19 protein-coding genes are annotated in these 18,129 nt (G+C 69.2%); 13 read left to right on the forward strand and 6 right to left on the reverse strand.

What is annotated here, in order from left to right; all coding sequences use genetic code 11:
• Together menD and DSP71_RS10970 are read right to left on the reverse strand one after the other, a co-directional pair.
• Nucleotides 1-952 (reverse strand): 2-succinyl-5-enolpyruvyl-6-hydroxy-3-cyclohexene-1-carboxylic-acid synthase (gene menD, locus DSP71_RS10965; RefSeq protein ID WP_113681106.1); only part of this gene is annotated, 952 nt, incomplete at its 3' end.
• On the reverse strand, nucleotides 949-1,299 hold the full coding sequence (locus tag DSP71_RS10970; RefSeq protein WP_046747792.1) for a PLD nuclease N-terminal domain-containing protein: 351 nt from the start codon (nucleotides 1,297-1,299) through the stop codon (nucleotides 949-951). The genes menD and DSP71_RS10970, both read right to left, overlap by 4 nt.
• Before the next feature lie 75 nt (nucleotides 1,300-1,374).
• Between DSP71_RS10970 and DSP71_RS10975 the strand changes: the two genes are divergently transcribed.
• From DSP71_RS10975 to DSP71_RS10995, 5 genes are all read left to right on the forward strand, one after another.
• Nucleotides 1,375-1,803, forward strand: a complete 429-nt coding sequence (locus tag DSP71_RS10975; protein WP_113681107.1) for a hypothetical protein — start codon at nucleotides 1,375-1,377, stop codon at nucleotides 1,801-1,803.
• Nucleotides 1,804-1,873: 70 nt separating this feature from the next.
• On the forward strand, nucleotides 1,874-2,527 hold the full coding sequence (locus DSP71_RS10980) for a thioredoxin domain-containing protein (RefSeq protein WP_046747790.1): 654 nt from the start codon (nucleotides 1,874-1,876) through the stop codon (nucleotides 2,525-2,527).
• Nucleotides 2,528-2,616: 89 nt separating this feature from the next.
• The gene (locus tag DSP71_RS10985; RefSeq protein WP_113681108.1) at nucleotides 2,617-3,429 is read left to right on the forward strand and encodes a tyrosine-protein phosphatase; all 813 of its coding nucleotides are present in this window, start codon (nucleotides 2,617-2,619) and stop codon (nucleotides 3,427-3,429) included.
• Between the two features lie 45 nt (nucleotides 3,430-3,474).
• Nucleotides 3,475-5,550, forward strand: coding sequence for a bifunctional lysylphosphatidylglycerol flippase/synthetase MprF (locus DSP71_RS10990; protein WP_113681109.1), 2,076 nt, complete (start codon nucleotides 3,475-3,477; stop codon nucleotides 5,548-5,550).
• A gap of 30 nt (nucleotides 5,551-5,580) precedes the next feature.
• Nucleotides 5,581-6,414, forward strand: a complete 834-nt coding sequence (locus DSP71_RS10995) for a nucleotidyltransferase domain-containing protein (RefSeq protein ID WP_113681110.1) — start codon at nucleotides 5,581-5,583, stop codon at nucleotides 6,412-6,414.
• A 3-nt stretch (nucleotides 6,415-6,417) separates the two neighbouring features.
• On the opposite strand, the gene tet(42) is transcribed toward DSP71_RS10995, so the two are convergent.
• The gene (gene tet(42), locus DSP71_RS11000; RefSeq protein WP_257021921.1) at nucleotides 6,418-7,704 is read right to left on the reverse strand and encodes a tetracycline efflux MFS transporter Tet(42); all 1,287 of its coding nucleotides are present in this window, start codon (nucleotides 7,702-7,704) and stop codon (nucleotides 6,418-6,420) included.
• 71 nt (nucleotides 7,705-7,775) lie between these two features.
• Between tet(42) and DSP71_RS11005 the strand changes: the two genes are divergently transcribed.
• Complete coding sequence (locus DSP71_RS11005) at nucleotides 7,776-8,390, forward strand: TetR/AcrR family transcriptional regulator (protein WP_046747787.1); 615 nt, start codon at nucleotides 7,776-7,778, stop codon at nucleotides 8,388-8,390.
• Between the two features lie 7 nt (nucleotides 8,391-8,397).
• Here DSP71_RS11005 and DSP71_RS11010 read toward each other — a convergent pair whose 3' ends face one another.
• From DSP71_RS11010 to arfB, 3 genes are all read right to left on the reverse strand, one after another.
• Nucleotides 8,398-8,652: a hypothetical protein gene (locus tag DSP71_RS11010; RefSeq protein ID WP_147251298.1), complete on the reverse strand. Its 255-nt coding sequence runs from the start codon at nucleotides 8,650-8,652 to the stop codon at nucleotides 8,398-8,400.
• A 77-nt stretch (nucleotides 8,653-8,729) separates the two neighbouring features.
• Nucleotides 8,730-8,975, reverse strand: a complete 246-nt coding sequence (locus DSP71_RS11015; protein WP_147251299.1) for a hypothetical protein — start codon at nucleotides 8,973-8,975, stop codon at nucleotides 8,730-8,732.
• Between the two features lie 70 nt (nucleotides 8,976-9,045).
• Nucleotides 9,046-9,486 (reverse strand): alternative ribosome rescue aminoacyl-tRNA hydrolase ArfB, encoded by a 441-nt coding sequence (arfB, locus tag DSP71_RS11020; protein WP_113681114.1) that lies wholly within the window; start codon nucleotides 9,484-9,486, stop codon nucleotides 9,046-9,048.
• 118 nt (nucleotides 9,487-9,604) lie between these two features.
• On the opposite strand from arfB, the gene DSP71_RS11025 reads away from it, so the two are divergent.
• From DSP71_RS11025 to DSP71_RS11055, 7 genes are all read left to right on the forward strand, one after another.
• Entirely contained in the window at nucleotides 9,605-10,447 is an 843-nt protein-coding gene (locus DSP71_RS11025) for an AraC family transcriptional regulator (protein ID WP_046747783.1), read from the forward strand.
• A 187-nt stretch (nucleotides 10,448-10,634) separates the two neighbouring features.
• On the forward strand, nucleotides 10,635-11,699 hold the full coding sequence (locus DSP71_RS11030; RefSeq protein WP_046747782.1) for an ABC transporter substrate-binding protein: 1,065 nt from the start codon (nucleotides 10,635-10,637) through the stop codon (nucleotides 11,697-11,699).
• Between the two features lie 8 nt (nucleotides 11,700-11,707).
• The gene (locus tag DSP71_RS11035) at nucleotides 11,708-12,781 is read left to right on the forward strand and encodes an iron ABC transporter permease (RefSeq protein ID WP_218867293.1); all 1,074 of its coding nucleotides are present in this window, start codon (nucleotides 11,708-11,710) and stop codon (nucleotides 12,779-12,781) included.
• Nucleotides 12,778-13,881: an iron chelate uptake ABC transporter family permease subunit gene (locus tag DSP71_RS11040; RefSeq protein ID WP_113681116.1), complete on the forward strand. Its 1,104-nt coding sequence runs from the start codon at nucleotides 12,778-12,780 to the stop codon at nucleotides 13,879-13,881. Before DSP71_RS11035 ends, DSP71_RS11040 begins: the two co-directional genes overlap by 4 nt.
• 11 nt (nucleotides 13,882-13,892) lie before the next feature.
• Nucleotides 13,893-14,681 carry an ABC transporter ATP-binding protein gene (locus tag DSP71_RS11045; RefSeq protein ID WP_113681117.1) on the forward strand — a complete coding sequence of 263 codons (789 nt, stop codon included), beginning with the start codon at nucleotides 13,893-13,895 and terminating at the stop codon, nucleotides 14,679-14,681.
• Nucleotides 14,678-16,339: an ABC transporter ATP-binding protein gene (locus tag DSP71_RS11050; RefSeq protein WP_113681118.1), complete on the forward strand. Its 1,662-nt coding sequence runs from the start codon at nucleotides 14,678-14,680 to the stop codon at nucleotides 16,337-16,339. The genes DSP71_RS11045 and DSP71_RS11050 overlap by 4 nt, the downstream gene beginning before the upstream one ends.
• The coding region (locus tag DSP71_RS11055) for an ABC transporter ATP-binding protein (protein ID WP_147251300.1) at nucleotides 16,332-18,129 on the forward strand (1,798 nt) is incomplete at its 3' end. The genes DSP71_RS11050 and DSP71_RS11055, both read left to right, overlap by 8 nt.

Raw genomic sequence — 18,129 nt, forward strand, 5'->3', positions numbered from 1 at the left:
CGACCGCGTCGACTCCGCGCGTGCGGTGGTTGAGGTTCAGCTCCTCGCCGCCGTGGCGCACGGCGACGATCTCGACGTCCTGTCGCGCGAGCAGCGCGGCGACCTCGCGGCTGAGAGTGGGATGGCCCAGCACCACGACCCGCTCGATGCGTCCGCCGAGGTCTTCGCGAGCCAGCAGGCGACGGTAGCCGTGCACGACCTGACGTCCGAACCGCGCACCGCTCACGATCTCGGCGATCAGCGGCCACCCACCGGCATGCGCGATCTCTTCGGCATCGGGGCCGGCATCGGCCCCGGCGATCACGACGGTGCGCCGGCTGCGGTCGAGCTCGAACGGCTCCTCCTTCAGCACCGAGGGAACTTCGCCCTGGACGAGTTCGATGGAGGGAAGGTCCCCCGAGAGGGGCTCTCTCGTGGGAAGGTTCAGGTGCACGGGCCCGGCGACGCCACGGAGGCCGCTCTCGACCTCGCGTGCCCCCATCGACGCGGCGACCGCCCGTTCGGCGAGTCCGGCCCAGTCGCCCTCGCCCGGCACCGGAGCATCGAGCGCGTCACGCACCCACGGACGGAAGAGGCCTTCCTGGAGCGTCGCCTGGTTGGCGCCGACGCCGCGCAGCTCCGGGGGGCGGTCGGCGGTGAGCAGGAGCATCGGGACCCCGGAGTGGAACGCCTCCATGACCGCGGGAAGCAGGTTGCCGACGGCCGTCCCCGAGGTGCACACCACCGCTGCGGGCATGCGTGTCTCCCTGGCGATGCCGAGGGCGGTGAACCCCGCGACCCGCTCGTCGATTCGGACGTGCACGCGGAGGTGTCCGTCATCGGCGGCACGCACAGCGGCGAGCGCGAGTGCCTGCGACCGCGAGCCCGGCGACAGCACGATGTCGCGCACACCGTGGCCGACGAGCTCGGCGATCAGGGTCGCCGCGGCGTCCATCGCCGGCGACGAGGTCACGGGCGCTGGTCCGTGGCAGGAGGCTCGTCGGTCTCGTCGTCGAGGCGTGCCAGCTCTTCCTCGAGGCGGCGGATACGCGCATCCTGCTCGGACTTGCTGATGCTGCGGAGGAAGGCGGGGTCATCATCCGGTGCGACGACAGGACGGACACCGGGATCGTTCGCCCGACGGCGGCCGATCACGAACCAGAGGATGCCGCCGATCACGGGAAGGAGCACGACGATCGCGATCCAGAGCGGTTTGGACACACCCCGGTGCCGCGTCGCCGGCTGCACTGCACAGTCGACGATGCTGAACACCCAGAACACGGCGGCGAGGAAGCCGCCGACGATCAGTAGTCTCGCCACCCCTCCAGTCTAGGCGTGTCGCGACCGCTCCGGCCCCGGGGAGGACAGAGGCGGCGTTGCTAGACTGCGCGGGAAATGTTGCCCCCATCGCTTGATCCGTCGCCGCGAGCGGGGGCCGAACGGCTGCTGATCGCCCGTGTGATCATCGCCGTCGGCCTCGCGCTCCTGCTCGTCGTCGGCGCCTGGTCGACGTCTCGGGGTTCCGCCGACGTGCACGCGACACTGTGTCTCGCCTCCGGTGTCTCGGACTCGGCCGCGGCTGCCCCGACCTCAGCCGATGTCGAGAGCGCAGCGACGGTCGATGTGCTGTCCTCCGGCGTGGGCATCTGCCTGCTCGCGGTGCTGGGGTCCGTCGCCTTGATCCTGCTGTTCCGCCGGCTCACGGGCCATTCGACACGGACGCTCGACGTCCACTCTCCGCACGCGGCGACTCCGAGCCGGGCGGGCTCCGGCATCCTCGTCTCCGCCCTCACCCTCACGCAGCTCTCCATCTCCCGCACCTGATCCACGACGAGCGTCCGCGCCGCCCGCCGGCGGCACCTTCCCTCGTCGTACCCGTGTGTCTGGAGACCCCATGAAGAACTCTGTCAAAGCGACCCTGGTCGCCATCGCCGTCGCCATCGTCCTGCTGATCGCCGGGATCGTGTTCGCGATCAGCCAGCAGCAACCCGCCGCACCCTCGGCAGAAGGAGAACCGCAGCAGACCGTCCGCACCGACTCGCATGTGCTCGACGACGGGGGCGACGGCGCCGTGACCGTCGTCGAGTTCCTCGACTTCGAATGTGAGGCGTGCGGTGCGTTCTACCCCGTGGTGGAAGATCTCCGCGAGAAGTACGACGGAGAGATCACCTACGTCGTGCGCTACTTCCCGCTTCCCGGTCACATCAACTCCACGCAGGCCGCGTTGGCCGCCGAGGCGGCCGCTCGTCAGGACCGCTTCGAGGACATGTACCACCGCCTGTTCGAGACCCAGGCGCAGTGGGGCGAGCAGCCAGAGGAGACCCCTGAGGTGTTCCGAGGCTTCGCCGAGGAGCTTGGCCTCGACATGGCCGCCTACGACGCCGCGATCGCCGATCCGGCCACCGCGGAGCGGGTGCAGTCCGACAAGACGGACGGTGAGAAGCTCGGGGTCAACAGCACGCCGACCTTCTTCGTCGCCGGGGAGAAAGTCGTGCTGCAGGAGTGGGACGACCTCGAGCAGGCCATCGAGAAGGCCGTGAACGGCTGAGACGACGGGCGGGAACGCGCGGTTTCCGTGTCGAAGCCGCGTGTTCCCGCCACACCGATATTCTGGCCGCACACCCAGGAGAGGCCAGAATGACCATCGACATCTCAACCGCTTTGCAGACGACCCACAACGCCCGCGAACTCACGGGACTCCCGACCTCCGACGGCGGGACGCTCGCCTCCGGCCTCCTCTTCCGGTCGGACGCGCTGGCTGCATTGACGGATGAGGGGATGCAGGCCCTGACCGATCTGCGTATCGGCACGGTCATCGACCTGCGCACGGACGGCGAGCGCTCCCGTGCCGCCGACCGACTGCCCGACGACGGCAGCGTGACACTGATCGAACTTCCCATGCAGGGCGGGGCGATGGACGAGATGGTCAAGAAGTTCCTCCCTTCGGCCGGGAGCGCTGGTCTCTCCGTGACCCAGGTCACCGAGGTGCTGAAGCAGGTGCCGACGCTGGAGGAGCTCTACACCTCGATCCTGGAGTCCAGTGCCCCGCAGTTCGCCACCATCGCCAGGACGGTGCTCGCCGCCGCGCGCACCGAGCGGCCGGGAGTGCTGTTCCACTGCACTGCGGGTAAGGACCGCACCGGCCTCGCTGCCGCGATCCTGCTGCTCGTCGCGGAGGTTCCCCGTGAGGAGATCGTCGCCGACTACACCCTCACGGAGAAGAACCTCGCGCGCGGATTCGCCGAGGCCCTCACCGCGCTGATCACCTCTCTCGGAGTCCCCCTCACCCCGGCGCTGAAGACCCTCGCCACCGAGTCGCCGGCGTCGGCGATCGAGACGGCGATGGAGTGGATCACCGCGAATCACGGAGACGTGTCGGGCTACCTGCGCAGCGGTGGGATGACGGCCGAGGAGATCGCCGACCTCCGACGGGTTCTCCGCGGCGAGTAGGAGCGGCCTCCGCGGCGGAGCCACCTCCCTCGCTACGCTGAGCGCATGACCGAGGAGCACTCCCCCTCTCCGCATCCCGTGATCGCCGTCGTCCGGCGCATCCCCGCGACGCTGACGATGGTGCTGCTGATCCTCGTCGTCGGGGTAGTCTCGCGCGGACTCTGGACACCGTTCGAGGACACCGCACTCTTCCAGAGCGTCGCCTACGGTCTTCCCAACCTGGCCGACGGCAAATGGTGGACTCCCCTCACCGGCACGTTCTTCGTCAACGAGCCGTGGGTGTATCTGTTCACCATCGCGGGCTTCTGGGGCATGGCCTACCTGGAGTTCCGTCGCGGGTCGCGCATCGCGCTCGCCTACTACTGGATCGGGCAGCTGTTCGCGATCTTCGCCACCGCGCTGCTGCTGTTCCTGCTGTCGCAGTTCCCCTGGGCCTGGGCGACGGAGCAGGCCCAGGCACTCGACGTGGGGGCATCCGGCGGCACCATGGCCTGCATCGCCGCCGCGGTCGGGCTGTTCCGTCCGCCGTGGCGAGTGCGCGGCTGGCTCATCCTGCTCGGCTTCGTCTTCATCGCGATGCTGTTCTGGGGCAAGGTCGCCGACCTCGAACACCTCCTCGCGGTGCTGCTGATCCTCGTGGTCGACCGGTCGCTGCGGGTGCGGCACACCACGGTCCGCGAGCAGCGGCTGATCGCCGTGGTCGCGATGCTCGTCCTCGGCGCCGTGGAGATCATCACGACGTTCGTGGCGACCGACGGCCCCTTCGGCCAGACCGATCCCGCGTCCGGCGGTTTCATCGACCTCGCGATCGATCTCGTCGTGATCCTCGTGTTGGTGAACGGCCTCCGGCGCGGGCGCCGCTGGACCTGGGTGCTCGCGCTGTTGCTGGGGATCTTCAACGTCCTCACTGCCACTCTCGTGCTGATCCTGATCACCGTGTACAGCCAGGCTCAGGTCGATTTCCGTTGGGATGGAGACACCGAGCTCGCTCTGGCGAACGGGTTCCTCTGGCTGATCATGCTCGTGTACCTGATCTGGGTACGCCGCGCTTTCCGCGCCAAGCGGCGAGCCAAGCTCGGCATGCAACCCGCCCCCACCGTCGAGGACATGAAGCAGCAGCTGCGCACGCACGGAGGCGGCACGCTCTCGTGGATGACGACCTGGGACGGCAACAGCTACGCCAGGGTCATCGGCGGCATCGTGGCGTACCAGCGGCGCAACGGCGTCGCCCTCGCCCTCGCCGACCCGATCGGACCGGCACAGACGCGCGCCGAGGCCGTGACCGACTTCATCCACGCCGCCGAGCTGGCCGGTCTCGTGCCGTGCTTCTTCAGCGCCGACGAAGCCACGCGCGCCGCCGTGCCCTCGACGTGGCGGAGCATCGTGGTGGCGGACGACACGATCGTCGACCTCCCCGGCCTGGAGTTCACCGGCAAGCGCTGGAACTCCGTCCGCACCTCGCTCAACAAGGCGGGCCGCGAGGAGATGACGTTCCGGATGACGCACCTGAAGGCCGAACCGTGGGGTGTGCAGCAGCAGCTGCGCGCGATCTCGGAGGCCTGGGTGGGAGACAAGGATCTGCCGGAGATGCGTTTCACGCTCGGCACGCTCGACGAGGCGGAAGACCCGGAGGTGCGACTCGCGCTGGCCCTCGCTCCGAACGGCGACGTCGACGGGTTCCTGTCGTGGCTGCCGGTCTACGGCGAAGGCGGCGTCGTGCGCGGCTGGACCCTCGACCTCATGCGACGTCGCGAGGGCGGCTTCGGGCCGGTGATGGAGTACCTCATCGGATCCTCCGCCCGCCAGTTCGCCGACGAGGGCGCACAGATCATGTCGCTCTCAGGGGCACCGCTCGCCCACGACTATCCACCGGATGCCGGGATGATCGCAGCGCTCAGCGACCGGCTCGCCGAGGCCCTGGAACCGGTGTACGGCTTCGGGTCGCTGCACCGTTTCAAGCAGAAGTTCCACCCGCGGTACGAGACCATGTACCTGCTGTTCCGTGACGAGAGCGACCTCACCCGCATCGGCGGAGCGCTCACCCGGGCCTTCCTCCCGGACGCGACCCTGCGGCAGTTCGCCGGCGCAGGGCTCGAGCTCGTGCGCGGCGGCAAGGACTGACGCCGGCGGGATCCGCACCGGGGAATCCGCATGAGTACGATCGGTGTCGTGCTCGATGAAGACCGCCTCCGCTCCATGGCCGACGACCTGGGAAAGGTGCCAGGGGTGCGAGCCGTCGCGTTGGGCGGCAGCCGCGCGCGAGGGACGCACCGCCCCGACTCCGACATCGATCTGGGGCTGTATGTGGAGGCGGACGTCGACCTGACCGCCCTCGCGGAGGCAGCGAGCGGATGGACCGGCGAAGACGTCGAGATCGCCGGCCGCGGCGGATGGGGACCCTGGGTCGACAGCGGGGCCTGGCTGATCGTCGACGGCGCACCGGTCGACCTCATCCTCCGCGACGTGACCCGCGTCGAGGATCAGTGCGCCCGCGCCGCCCGTGGCGAGTTCGCCTTCCACTCCCAGCCGGGACATCCGCTCGGCTTCCTCGACGTCGCCTATGCGGGTGAGGTGGCGACCGGCGTGCCGCTCTGCGACCCGGACGGGATCCTCGTCGCGCTGGCTCAAAGCGTGACTCCGTACCCCGACGCCCTCCGCGCGGCGTTCATCGAGAATCTCTGGCAGGTCGACTTCCTGCTGAACGCAGCCACGAAGGGCGCGAAGACGGGCGATGCCGCCTACGTGGTGCTGTGCGGAACCACGACGGCCATGCTGATCGCCCATGCCTGGCACGCGGCCGCCGGCCAGTGGGTGACGAACGAGAAGGGACTGGTGCCGAACGCGGCACGGCTCCCGATCGACACGGCGGGGTTCAGCGCGGCAGCCGCCGCGGTGCTCGGAAGCATCGGAACCGCGCCGGAAGAGTTGCTGGCGTCGATCGCACAGCTGAGGGGGCTGCCGCGCCCGGCAACCCCCTCGGACTGAACCTCAGCCAGCCGTCTCCACGAGTGCCGCGGGAGCGTCGCCCGTCGTCTCGCCGGCCGGGCGCTTCGCGGTGTTCGCGATGTGCGCGCGGCTGACGACGGTCACCGCCACGATCATGAGCGCGACCCCGAGCCAGTACGGGGCCGCGTGGCTGACCAGTGCGTAGAGCGCACCGGCGATGAGCGGGGCTGCCGTGCCCATCGCCGCATTCAACGACTGGGTGGCTCCGCCGAGCCAGCCCTGCTCGTCGTCGCCGACGGCGTTGGACATCGCCCCGTCCATCGCGGCCTGGGACGCCCCCTGGCCGGCGGCCAGCATCAGGGCGCCGACGATGAACACCCACGGCTGCGCGAAGACGGAAGCCACGACGGCGAGGGCCGCGAGACCGATCATCTGCGCGACGATGCCGCTCACGATCACTCCGCGCTCGCCGATGCGCGGAAGCAGGATGCCCAGCAGCACGCCCTGGATGAGGATGTCGATGATGCCGACGGCCGCGGTCAGGAGTCCGATCTGGGTCGGTCCCCACTGGATGGAGTCCAGGGCGAGCACGCTGAAGTTGTTCACGAAGAAGCCGAACGGCAGCGCGAGCAGGCCGAAGCCGATCATCAGCCCGCGCAGCTCCTTGCGTCCGAAGGCCTCCTTGAAGACGGCGAAGGGCTGCACGTCGCGCAGCTTGATCGCGGCGATCCTGTTGCCCGGCTTCAGGCTCTCCGGGAGGAGGAAGATGCTGAGGATCGCGATCGTGAGGGCGACGGCGGCGGTCAGGAACACCGGGAGCTGGATGCTGATCGCGGCGAGCAGTCCTCCGATGGCTGGACCGATCATGGTGCCGATCCCCGAGAGCGCACCGAGGAGGCCGAAGCGCTTGGCGCGCTGCTCCGGCGGGGTGATGTCGGCCAGGTAGGCGAAGAGGGCGGGTAGATCGCCCGCGGTGAGGCCCTGGATGACGCGAGCGAGCACGAGCACCCAGAGGGCGCCGCCGAATCCGAACAGCGCCATCGAGAAGGCCGCACCGAATGCCGCGACGATGATCACGGGTCGACGTCCGAAGCGGTCTGAGAGACGTCCGAGGAAGGGCGCGACCAGGAAGGCGCAGAGGCCGTTGATCGCTTCGAGCACGCCGACCCAGATGGCCAGGTCGCTCTCGTGCGAGACGTACTGGAGCACGACGAAGGGCAGGACCGGGAGGACGACCGTCATTCCGATGACGGTGAGCATCGTGAGCACGATGAGCATGATCCACGCGCGGTTCTGGTCCCGTCGCGTGAGAGAGGTGGGTGAAGTCATACCGAAAGTGTAGTCATACCAGTTTTGGTGTCAAGCCAGTTTTATAGTGGGTTCACGATAGACTGTCGGGCATGACGAACCCCGCACCTCTCGGTCGCCGCGAACGGAAGAAGGCCGCGACCCGCAAGGCGATCTCCGACGTCGCGACGGCCATGTTCCTGGAACGCGGCTTCGATGAGGTGAGCATCCGCGAGGTCGCCGATGCCGCAGATGTCTCCCCCACGACCGTGTTCGCGCACTTCCCTCAGAAGGAGGCGCTGGTGTTCGACGAAGACGACGAGCAGCGCGACCGCCTGGTGGCCGCCGTCCGCGAGCGCCCGTCGGGGAGCACGATCAACCGCGCCATCCACGACTTCTACGCCTCAGAGCTCCGCGCGAACGTCGACGAGCACGGAGACGAGATCACTCGCACCTTCATGCGCTTCCTGAACGAGACACCGGCGCTGCGCGACTACGCGGCGAAGATGTGGCTCCGACACGAAGACGCCCTCTCCGACGCGATCGCCGACGAACTGGGACTCGATACACCCACCCCGGAGATCCGGGTCTACTCGCGGTTCATCCTGCAGATGCAGCTGCTCGTCAACGAGAACGACGACCCCTTCGGGACGCTCGAAGCAGGGTTCGTGATCCTCGAGAACGGCTGGGCGCCGGTCGAAGCCGGCCTCAGCGGATCCGCCAGCTAGAGAGCCCTCATCGAACGGTCGTCACCGTGCAACCGGAGGGCGTGAACTCGATTCCCAGAGGCACATCCTGCTGGTGGACGGGCTCCCCCAACACCCACTCGGTGCGGAGTCCGGCGAGGCTCCCGCTGCTCTCACCCTCGGTGTCGAGCACCACGAGCAGAACGCCGGTGGGCCTCTTCGCGCTGAGCATCGAGGAATCCGCCGCCGCCCGCTCGATGATGCGCGTCAACGCCGCGTCATCCAGGGCAGCGAACTCGGGCATCGACGCGGCGACCCCTGCGGCCTCGACAGTCCATCCCGAAGGGCCCAACGATGATGCGTCCACGAGCGCCCCGTCAACTATCCTCTGCACGTCGACCGCCACGTACAACTGGGGTCCTGCGGATCGCCGCCAAGATGACACGCCGCCGGCGACGACACGACCACGGGGAAGGGCGAGACCTGGAACACCCAGCGGAACATCAACGTACCGAGGATCAGCACCCCGACGACGCCCAGGATCGCCAGCCCCATCACCCAGCCACGGAGGAGACCCACGGCGCGACGGTACTGGGACTCCGGAACCCACCCGACCTGGTCGACCATGGCGTCGAGCATAGGGACTTCAGGTGCGCCCGAGGATCACGATCGGGCATCGCCCTCGTTCACTGTCGGTTCAGTCCTCGCGCGGGCGCCGACGCAGGCTCTTGACGTCCGTGCGCCGCTGCTTCGCCTTCAGCCGGCGCTCCTTCGATCCCCGACTCGGCTTCGTCGCTCGACGCGGCGGAGCGGGCGGACGCAGCGCCTCCTCCACGACAGCGACGAGTCGATCGCGCGCCGCATCCCTGTTCCGCAGCTGTGCGCGGTGTTCTGAGGCGGCGATCGTCAGCACGCCGTCGACCAGGCGACCGCTCAACCGTTCGAGCAGTCGCTCGCGTTGATGCGGTGAGAGCACCGGCGAACGCGCCGCATCCCACACCAGCTCCACACGGGAATCGGCCGTGTTCACGCCCTGACCGCCCGGACCGGACGACCGCGAGAAGCGCCACGACAGCTCGGCCTCGGGGATGGTGAGACCCGACGAGACCCGCAGACCGGGGCGATGAGCGGAGGGCATACCTCCATCATCAGGCCTCGCGTCGCACTCGCACCGCACCGCACCGCACCCCGTTAGCATGGCGAGGACGGCAGGCCGGATTTCGAGCCCGCGGCGCAGCCCGTCACGCGGAGCACGAATGAACTCATACCGGCAGGACGACTGGGCGGCGAGCCCCTCGTATCCGTCGACCGTGAACGAGCCGTACCTGATGGGCACTGGTGTGGTCACCGCCGAAGACACGGGAACCCGTCCGCTCTCTCCCCCGCACAGCCACGCCGACCCGATGCTGGCCTGGTGCTATCGCGGCACGGTGTGGGTGCACCTGCAGGATGCGCGGTGGCGACTCGCTCCCGGTCAGGGCGTATGGATCCCGGCCCACACCCCGCACACCGCTCATCACGAGGCGGACTCGACGGGCTGCTACACCTACATCCCCGACTCCGCGCTGATCACCCCGATCGACGGCATCACCCGGGTGCTCGTGCCGCGCGCCGTGCAGGAGATGCTGCTGCACCTCGGCATCAACGACATGCCCACCGACCTGCGCGTGCGCATCCAGTCCGTCCTGATCGAGATGCTCCAACAGCCGCTTCCGGAGGCCGCCAGCGAGTGGGGCGAGGTGCCGATGCCCGCCGACGAACGCGTGGCAGCTCTCGTGCAGACCGTGCTCGCCGACCCCGGCGACCCCCGCAGTGCGATCGAGCTGTTCCTCGCCCACGGCCTCCACGAGCGCACGGTGCTGCGCATCTTCCAGAACGACGTCGGCATGAGCTTCGGGCGCTGGCGCACCGGAGTGCGGATGACTCTCGGAGCCCGACTGGTCGTGGACGGCACCCCCATCGGCGCCGCCGCGCACCGCTGCGGCTACGCCACGACGAGCGCCTTCTCCGCCGCATTCAAGGACCGCTTCGGCCTGACCCCGCGACAGCACGTGGCACGGGTGCATTCCGACGCCGCCCACCAGCTGTACTGGCGCTGACGGCACGGCATTCCCGGTCGCCCGACGGTCGATCCGACCAACGTTTGTCGGTTCCGCGATACAAGTCGTCGCTCCCGCAACACTGAGCGCCGCATCCGCGTTCTAGCATCGTTCTGTTAGGGCATGCTTACCTAACTTCTCGCCGCGTCGATGCGGCAACACCCTCCCCCCTTCCCGAAGGAGAACCATGTCGCACGCTTCTGCGCGCCCGAAGATCCGCCGAGGCTCCGCCCTCGTCGCCGCGGCCGTCGCCGCCGCCCTCACGCTGGCCGGGTGCTCGACCGCGCCCGGTGAAGCTGCCGATTCGGCGCCCACCGCAACCGACGGCGTGGTGATCGAGCACGGCCACGGGAAGACCGTGATCCCCGAGAAGCCGCAGCGCATCGTCACCCTCGGCTGGATGACGGCCGACATCGTCGCCGCCCTCGGCACCAACCCCGTGGGCATGGAAGAGGTGTGGGGCGCGGGCGAGAGCGGCTACCAGCCCTGGTTCGAGGACTACGTCACCGAAGAGTACGGCGAGACGCCCGAGATCATCCCCTTCCTCGAAGACGGCCCCAACTACGAGGCCATCAAGGAGCTCAAGCCCGACCTGATCCTGAGCCTGTACTCGGGCATCTCCGACATCGAGTACGAGCGCCTGACCGAGATCGCCCCGACCGTCCCCTACATCGAAGGTCCGTGGAACCCCGGCACGTGGGAGGACATGACCCGCACGGTCGGCAAGGCCCTGTCGGAAGAGGACAAGGCCGACGAGCTGATCGCCGAGACCGAGGAGCAGATCACCACTCTCGCCGGCGAGCACCCCGAGTTCCAGGACAAGACATTCGTCTGGGGTCTGACCCTGAACGAGGGCGGCACCGACCTCGGCGTCTACCTCGAGTACGACCCGCGCGTGCGCATCACCGAGGCCCTCGGATTCACGTCCACCTCGGCGATGGACAGCTTCCTCAAGACCGCCGAGGGCGACAACTGGTACACCGGCGTCAGCCTCGAGAAGCTCTACGACGTCCAGGCCGACCTGTTCGCCGCGTGGGGCAGCAGCGCCGACGAGGGGAAGTACACCGTCGAGAACAAGGTCGTCTCCCGCTGGAACCCGATCGCGAACGGTTCGTACGTGATCTACGCCGACGCCGCCGAGGCCTCCGCCATCAGCGCTCCCACCGTGCTCTCGCTGAAGTACATCCTGCCGAAGTACGTCGACGACCTCGCCGGCGCGCTGCAGGGCGAGCCGACCATCACCGGCAAGTGACGCACGGGATGTCCCTGACGACGGACGACGTCACGGACGTCTCGAACACGGGTGCGGGGAGTCGCGACGCCGGCTCCCCGCACCGCAACGGGACGCTCGTTCTGGGACTCGTCATCGCCGCGGGTGTGCTGGTGATCGCCGCCATCGCCTCGCTCGCGGTCGGCGCCCGCGCGATCGACCCCGTCACCGTCCTGCAGTCGCTCTTCACCTACGACGACGAGAACCCGCTGCACCTGATGGTCATGGAGCTGCGCGTGCCCCGCACCCTGCTCGGCATCGTCGTGGGCGCGGCTCTCGCCGTGTGCGGCGGACTGATCCAGGCATTCACCCGCAACCCTCTCGCCGACCCCGGCATCCTCGGGGTCAACGCCGGTGCGTCGTTCGCCGTCACGTTCGCCGTCGGCGTGCTCGGGTTCACCACCCCCGGCGCCTACGTGCCCTTCGCCCTCGGCGGCGCCTTCGTGCTCACCCTACTCGTGTACATCCTCGGTTCCTTCGGCGCCTCGGGCGCGACCCCGATGAAGCTCACCCTCGCCGGGGTGGCCCTGGGCGCCGCCTTCACCGGGTTCACCACCGCCATCGTGCTGCGCGACACCAGCACGCTTCAGGTCATGCGGTTCTGGGGTGTCGGCTCGATCGGTGGACGCACGATCGACCAGCTCACCTGGGCCGTGCCGCTGATCGTCGCCGGGCTGCTGATCGGGCTGTTGTGCGCGCGCTCCCTGAACGCCCTGGCACTCGGGGACGACCTGGCGCAGGCACTCGGCGCGCGCGTGCGGGTGACCCGCATCCTCGTCATCATCGCCGTGACCCTGCTGGCGGGAACCAGCGTCGCCGCCGCCGGACCCATCGCTTTCGTCGGACTCATGATCCCCCACATCGTGCGCTGGTTCACCGGACCCGATCAACGCTGGGTACTCGCGTACTCCATGATCATCGGCCCCGCCTTCCTGCTCCTCGCCGACATCCTGGGCCGCATCGTGCTCCCGAACGGGGAGATGCGCGTCGGGATCGTCACCGCCCTCCTCGGAGCCCCGATCCTGATCGTGCTCGTGCGCCGCAAGCGGGTGAGCGGGCTGTGAGCATCGATCAGAAGCCGGTCACCGCGTCGGGGACGCCAGCGCGGTCGACCGACGTCGCGCCCGTCGACCACGGTCGGCGCCTGTTCCGGATCGAGACCGCGCGCGTCGCGACCCTCATCCCGGTGCGCTCCGTGGTCGTGTGCCTCATCCTCCTCGTCGTGATCGTCGGAGCCGGCCTCTTCTCCATGACGCTCGGCGCCTACGAGGTCGACTTCGCGGCCGTCATCCGGGCGATCTTCGATCCCTCCTCCGACCCCGACATCCGCCAGGTGGTCGTCGAATGGCGCCTGCCCCGGGTGCTGTTCGCCGTGCTGTGCGGCGCTGCCCTGGCCCTCGCCGGTGGCATCTTCCAGTCCCTCACGCGCAACCCGCTCGGCTCCCCGGACATCATCGGCTTCGGCATCGGGGCCCAGTTCGGTGTGACGCTCGTGATGGTCGTGCTCGAACTGAACACATACATGTTCAAGGCGGCCGGCGCACTCATCGGCGGCCTGTTCACCGCACTTCTCGTCTACGTGCTGGCGAACAAGAACACGATGTCGTCGTTCCGGCTCATCATCGTCGGCATCGGCGTCTCGGCAGGACTCGGCTCCCTCACCTCGTGGATCCTGATCTCGGTCAGTGTCGAGAAGGCGATGATGGCGGCGACCTGGGGGGCAGGTTCGATCGCCTCGCTCGGGTTCGACCAGCTGATCCCGGCGACTCTCGTGTTCGCGATCGTCATGCTCCTGTCCCTCCCGCTCGCCCGCACGCTCCCCGTGCTCGAGATGGGCGACGACGCAGCGACCGCCCTCGGCATCAGTCCCGGACGCACCCGCCTCGCGGCGATGGTGTTCGGCGTTGCCCTGGTCGCGCTCGTCACCGCCGCCGCCGGACCCATCTCGTTCATCGCGCTCGCCGCCCCGCAGATCTCGCAGCGCCTCACCCGCTCGAACACCCCGATGGGCACCGTGCCCGTGATGATGACCGGGGCCGCGCTCGTCGTGGTGTCGGACGCCGTCGCCCAGCTCGTCGCCGTGCCCGTCGGCGTCGTGACGGTCTCGGTCGGCGGCATCTACCTCGCCTGGCTGCTGGCCGCCCAGTACGCGCGCCGCACCTGAAAGGAACACCCATGACCGCTTCGCTGCTGGCTCGCGACATCACGCTGGGCTACGGAGACACCCCCATCATCTCCGAGCTGACCCTCGAGGTACCGGACGACTCGTTCACGATCATCATCGGACCGAACGCGTGCGGCAAGTCCACCCTGCTGCGCGGATTCGCCCGGCTGCTGCGCCCGAGCACCGGGGCCGTCCTGCTCGACGGCGACGAGCTGCGCTCGCTCAAGCCGAAGGAAGCCGCTCGCAAGCTGGGCCTTCTCCCCCAGTCGCCCATCGCGCCAGACGGCATCACGGTCGCCGATCTCGTCGGTCGCGGACGCTTCCCGCATCAGAGCGCCATGCGCACGTGGAGCAGCGCCGACGAGCGTGCGGTGTCTGAGGCCATGGCCGCCACCGGGGTCACGGATCTCTCACGGCGCCTGGTGGAAGAGCTCTCCGGCGGGCAGCGGCAGCGCGTCTGGGTGGCGATGGCCCTCGCCCAGCAGACCAAGCACCTGCTGCTCGACGAGCCGACGACCTTCCTCGACATCGCGCACCAGATCGACCTGATGGAGCTGTTCGCCGACCTGCACCGCGAGGGCACGACGCTCGTCGCCGTGCTGCACGACCTCAACCACGCCGCTCGCTACGCCACGCACCTCGTGGCGATGCGCGACGGGGCCATCGTGGCGCAGGGAGACCCGCGCGAGATCATCACCGCCGAGCTCGTGCACGCCGTGTACGACCTGCCCTGCAAGGTGATCACCGACCCCGTCTCAGGCACCCCGCTCGTGCTGCCGCTCGGACGGCGGACACCGTGACGTCCCCCAAGACATCCCCCACGACATCCACTCCGCGGAAGCTGTTCGGGATCGCGCTGAGATCGGGGGGTCGCGGGATCGCCCTCACCGGAGCGACGGCGCTGCTCATCGTGCACGCGCTCGCCGAGGCGACGATCCCCGTCATCATCGGAGCGACGATAGACCGCGCCGTACTTCCCGCAGACCCCGCCGCGCTCGCCCTCTGGCTCGGCGTGCTCGTCGGAACGTTCCTCGTGCTGACCGTGAGCTATCAGTCGGCCTCCCGGCTCATGGTCTCGGTCTACGGGTACGGCGAGCAGGCGCTCCGTCACCTCGCGCTGTCGCGGATGCTGCGACCCCGGCTCTCCCGTCGCACGGTGACCCCCGGCGAGGCGCTCACCTTCGTCACATCCGACACCTATCGCGTCGCCGGCGTCGCCTGGTCAGTGGCGCAGCAATGCTCCACGATCGCCGCGATCATCGGAGCCGGACTCGCGATGCTGGTGATCTCGCCCGTCGCGACACTCGTCGTGTTCGGCTCGACCATCGCGATGATGTTCGTGATGCAGGTCGTCTCCCGTCCGCTCGAGCGTCGCGGGTTCGCTGAGCAGCACGCGGCGACCGAGGCCGGCGCCGTGGCCGCCGACTTCATGAGCGGATTCCGCGTGCTCGTGGGTATCGGTGCCCGGGATGAGGCCGTGCGGCGTTACGTCGCCGCGAGCGACACCTCCCGACGCGCGGCGACGGCAGCCGGCCGATCCCTCGCCTCCTACGAAGCGGTGAGCGGCACATTGGCCGCGATCGCGACGACCGCGTTGGCGGGCATGTCGGCATGGTTCGCCGCCGAGGGCCGCATCAGCATCGGTGAACTGGTGACCGTGCTCGGCCTCGCCCAGTTCATCAGCGGATACCTCGCGTATGCGGGGTCGTTCCCCTCGAACTGGATCCACAAACTCGCCTCCGCCAAGCGCCTCGCCGAGATGATCGACGCCGAGGATCTGCTGGATCCGCCGCCCGCATCGCCCGCATCGGCAGGTCCGGCGGGACAGGTGGTGCTGGCTTTCCACACGGACTCGGGTTCGCCGCGCGTCGAGGTGCGCGAGCGGGAGCTCCTCGGTGTCCGCCCTGCCGACAGCGACACGGCCAGGGCCCTCTCCCGGATGCTCGGCCTGCGGACCCGTGTCGACCGAGGCCGCGTCCACCTCGCGGTCGACGGAGAACTCCGAGATCTGGCCGACCTCGACCCGGTGGAATACCGGCATCGGGTCGTCGCCCCTCCGCATGGGCAGACGATCGTGAGCGGCTCTCTCCGCGAGGCCGTGCGTGGGCACGGGCGGGACGAGCCCACGCACCCGCCCTTCATCGAGATGGCAGCCCTCCACGACACCGTGGTGCAGGTCGGCGGCTGGGAAGCGCAGGTCGGGGAAGCCGGGAGACGTCTCTCGGGCGGACAACGGCAGCGCATCGGCATCGCCCGCGCCCTGCACGCACAGGCCGACGTGCTCGTGCTCGACGAACCGACCTCCGCCGTCGACGCCCTCACCGAGGCGCACATCGCCCGCGCCCTGGCAGAACACACCGGGACCGTGATCGTGATCACCACCTCGCCGATTCTGCTCGGCGCCTGCGACCGAGTCGTCGACGTTCCCTCCGGCGGATCGGAGGTGCAGTATGGGTGACCCGGTCTCGACCTCCCCTCTGCTGCCGATCGCCTCCGGCGCTCGGGTACGGGCCGTCATCGGTGCGCTTCTGCGCCGGCATCCCGGCCGCACGGCAGCCGTCGCCGCGCTCTTCCTCGCGGCCTCCGCCCTCGGAATCGTGATGCCCGCCTGCCTGGGCCGCATCGTCGATGCCGTCTCGTCAGACGCAGGCTTCGCGAGCATCGCCGGCTGGGTCGTCGGAGCGGGACTGGGCGCCATCGGTGCGGCCGTGGTGATGCTGTGGGCCGTGCGGGTGCTCACCGGCCTGGTGCAGGACATGCTCGCGGCACTGCGCGAGGACGTGTTCGCCTCGGCGATGAGTCTTCCGGTGAGCACGGTCGACGACGGCGAGAGCGCCGACCTGCTCTCCCGCGTGACCGGCGATGTCGATGCGGTGGCCGAGGCCGGAGGGAACGTGGCCCCGACCCTGCTGTCCGCCGCATTCGCGATCGCCATGTCGGTGGTCGCACTGACCGCGCTCGATCCCCGGCTCGCCCTCGCCGGACTCGCCTCCGCACCGTTCTACGTGCTCGGCACCCGGGCGTTCCTCCGCAGGTCGCGCGTCGTGTTCCGCGAAGTGCGGGTGCGCGAAGCCGCGCGCAGTCAGGCCGTACTCGATGCGGTCGAGGGTATCGAGACACTCACCGCGTTCAACGAGCAGGAGCCGGCGCTGGAGCGGGTGCGAGAGCGCGCAGAGGCCTCGATCCGGAAGCAGATCGAGGGCGTGCGAGTGACCAACCGGCTGTTCCGCTGGATCAACGGTGGCGAGCTCGTCGGCCTCGCCGCGATCCTCGGCACCGGGTTCCTGCTGCAGTCGGCCGGCGCGGTCACGGTGGGCGCCGTCACCACCGCAGCGCTGCTTTTCCACCGTCTGTTCGGTCCCGTGGGGCAGTTGATCTTCGGACTCGACGACATCCAACGCGCGACCATCGGCCTGGCGCGACTCGTCGGCGTGATCGACCTCGCGCCGTCGACTATCGCCTCGGATCGGCGAGCGGACGCGGCAGCACGGGCATCGGAGGAATCAGCGTCATCAGCGGGGATCGAGGTGCGCGACGTGACGTTCCGCTATCCGACCACCGGCCGGGGGATCCACGACGTGAACCTGCGGGTCGAGCCGGGCACCACGGCGGCGCTGGTGGGCACTTCGGGGTCGGGCAAGAGCACACTCGCGCGCGTGGTCGCCGGCCACCACCCACCGACCTCTGGCAGCGTGCACCTCGCCTCCCGCACGTCGGCCCCGTACTACCTGTCGCAGGAGCTGCATCACTTCCGGGGCACGATCGCCGACAATCTGAGGCTCATCGCTCCGGAGGCGAGCGACGACGAGATGATCGCGGCGCTGCAGGCTGTCGGAGCGCAGTGGGCCGTCGATGCCATGGTCCGCGAGAACGTGGAGCCTTCCGAGGAGGCTGTCGTGCCCTTGGACGAGGGACGCATCCAGCAGCTCGCCGTCGCACGGGCCTTCCTCGCCGACCCGGACATCGTGATCCTCGACGAGGCCACCGCCGACGTCGGGCTCCACCATCGAGAAGCCGTGGAAGAGGCGATCGCCGTGCTGCGCGAAGGACGCACCGCTCTGCTCATCGCGCACCGGCTGCAGCAGGCCGTCACCGCCGAGCAGATCGTCGTGTTCGCCGATGGCAGGGCTACGCAGCGCGGCACGCATGAGGAGCTCCTCGCCACCGACGGGCTCTATCGCGACTCCTGGCTGGCGCAGACTCGCGCCTCAGTCGCGACACCGAACCCGACCGATCCCTCCCCCCCCC

The organism is Microbacterium sp. H6 (assembly GCF_003314775.1).
In the GTDB taxonomy this organism is placed as follows: Bacteria; Actinomycetota; Actinomycetes; order Actinomycetales; family Microbacteriaceae; genus Microbacterium; species Microbacterium oxydans.

What these genes read in the sequence shown, in the direction of transcription:
- DSP71_RS10975 (WP_113681107.1), top strand. Translation starts at nt 1,375, where the DNA reads ATGTTGCCCCCATCGCTTGATCCGTCGCCGCGAGCGGGGGCCGAACGG.
- DSP71_RS10980 (WP_046747790.1), top strand. Translation starts at nt 1,874, where the DNA reads ATGAAGAACTCTGTCAAAGCGACCCTGGTCGCCATCGCCGTCGCCATC.
- DSP71_RS10985 (WP_113681108.1), top strand. Translation starts at nt 2,617, where the DNA reads ATGACCATCGACATCTCAACCGCTTTGCAGACGACCCACAACGCCCGC.
- DSP71_RS10990 (WP_113681109.1), top strand. Translation starts at nt 3,475, where the DNA reads ATGACCGAGGAGCACTCCCCCTCTCCGCATCCCGTGATCGCCGTCGTC.
- DSP71_RS10995 (WP_113681110.1), top strand. Translation starts at nt 5,581, where the DNA reads ATGAGTACGATCGGTGTCGTGCTCGATGAAGACCGCCTCCGCTCCATG.
- DSP71_RS11005 (WP_046747787.1), top strand. Translation starts at nt 7,776, where the DNA reads ATGACGAACCCCGCACCTCTCGGTCGCCGCGAACGGAAGAAGGCCGCG.
- DSP71_RS11010 (WP_147251298.1), bottom strand. Translation starts at nt 8,652, where the DNA reads ATGCCCGAGTTCGCTGCCCTGGATGACGCGGCGTTGACGCGCATCATC.
- DSP71_RS11015 (WP_147251299.1), bottom strand. Translation starts at nt 8,975, where the DNA reads ATGGTCGACCAGGTCGGGTGGGTTCCGGAGTCCCAGTACCGTCGCGCC.
- arfB (WP_113681114.1), bottom strand. Translation starts at nt 9,486, where the DNA reads ATGCCCTCCGCTCATCGCCCCGGTCTGCGGGTCTCGTCGGGTCTCACC.
- DSP71_RS11025 (WP_046747783.1), top strand. Translation starts at nt 9,605, where the DNA reads ATGAACTCATACCGGCAGGACGACTGGGCGGCGAGCCCCTCGTATCCG.
- DSP71_RS11030 (WP_046747782.1), top strand. Translation starts at nt 10,635, where the DNA reads ATGTCGCACGCTTCTGCGCGCCCGAAGATCCGCCGAGGCTCCGCCCTC.
- DSP71_RS11035 (WP_218867293.1), top strand. Translation starts at nt 11,708, where the DNA reads ATGTCCCTGACGACGGACGACGTCACGGACGTCTCGAACACGGGTGCG.
- DSP71_RS11045 (WP_113681117.1), top strand. Translation starts at nt 13,893, where the DNA reads ATGACCGCTTCGCTGCTGGCTCGCGACATCACGCTGGGCTACGGAGAC.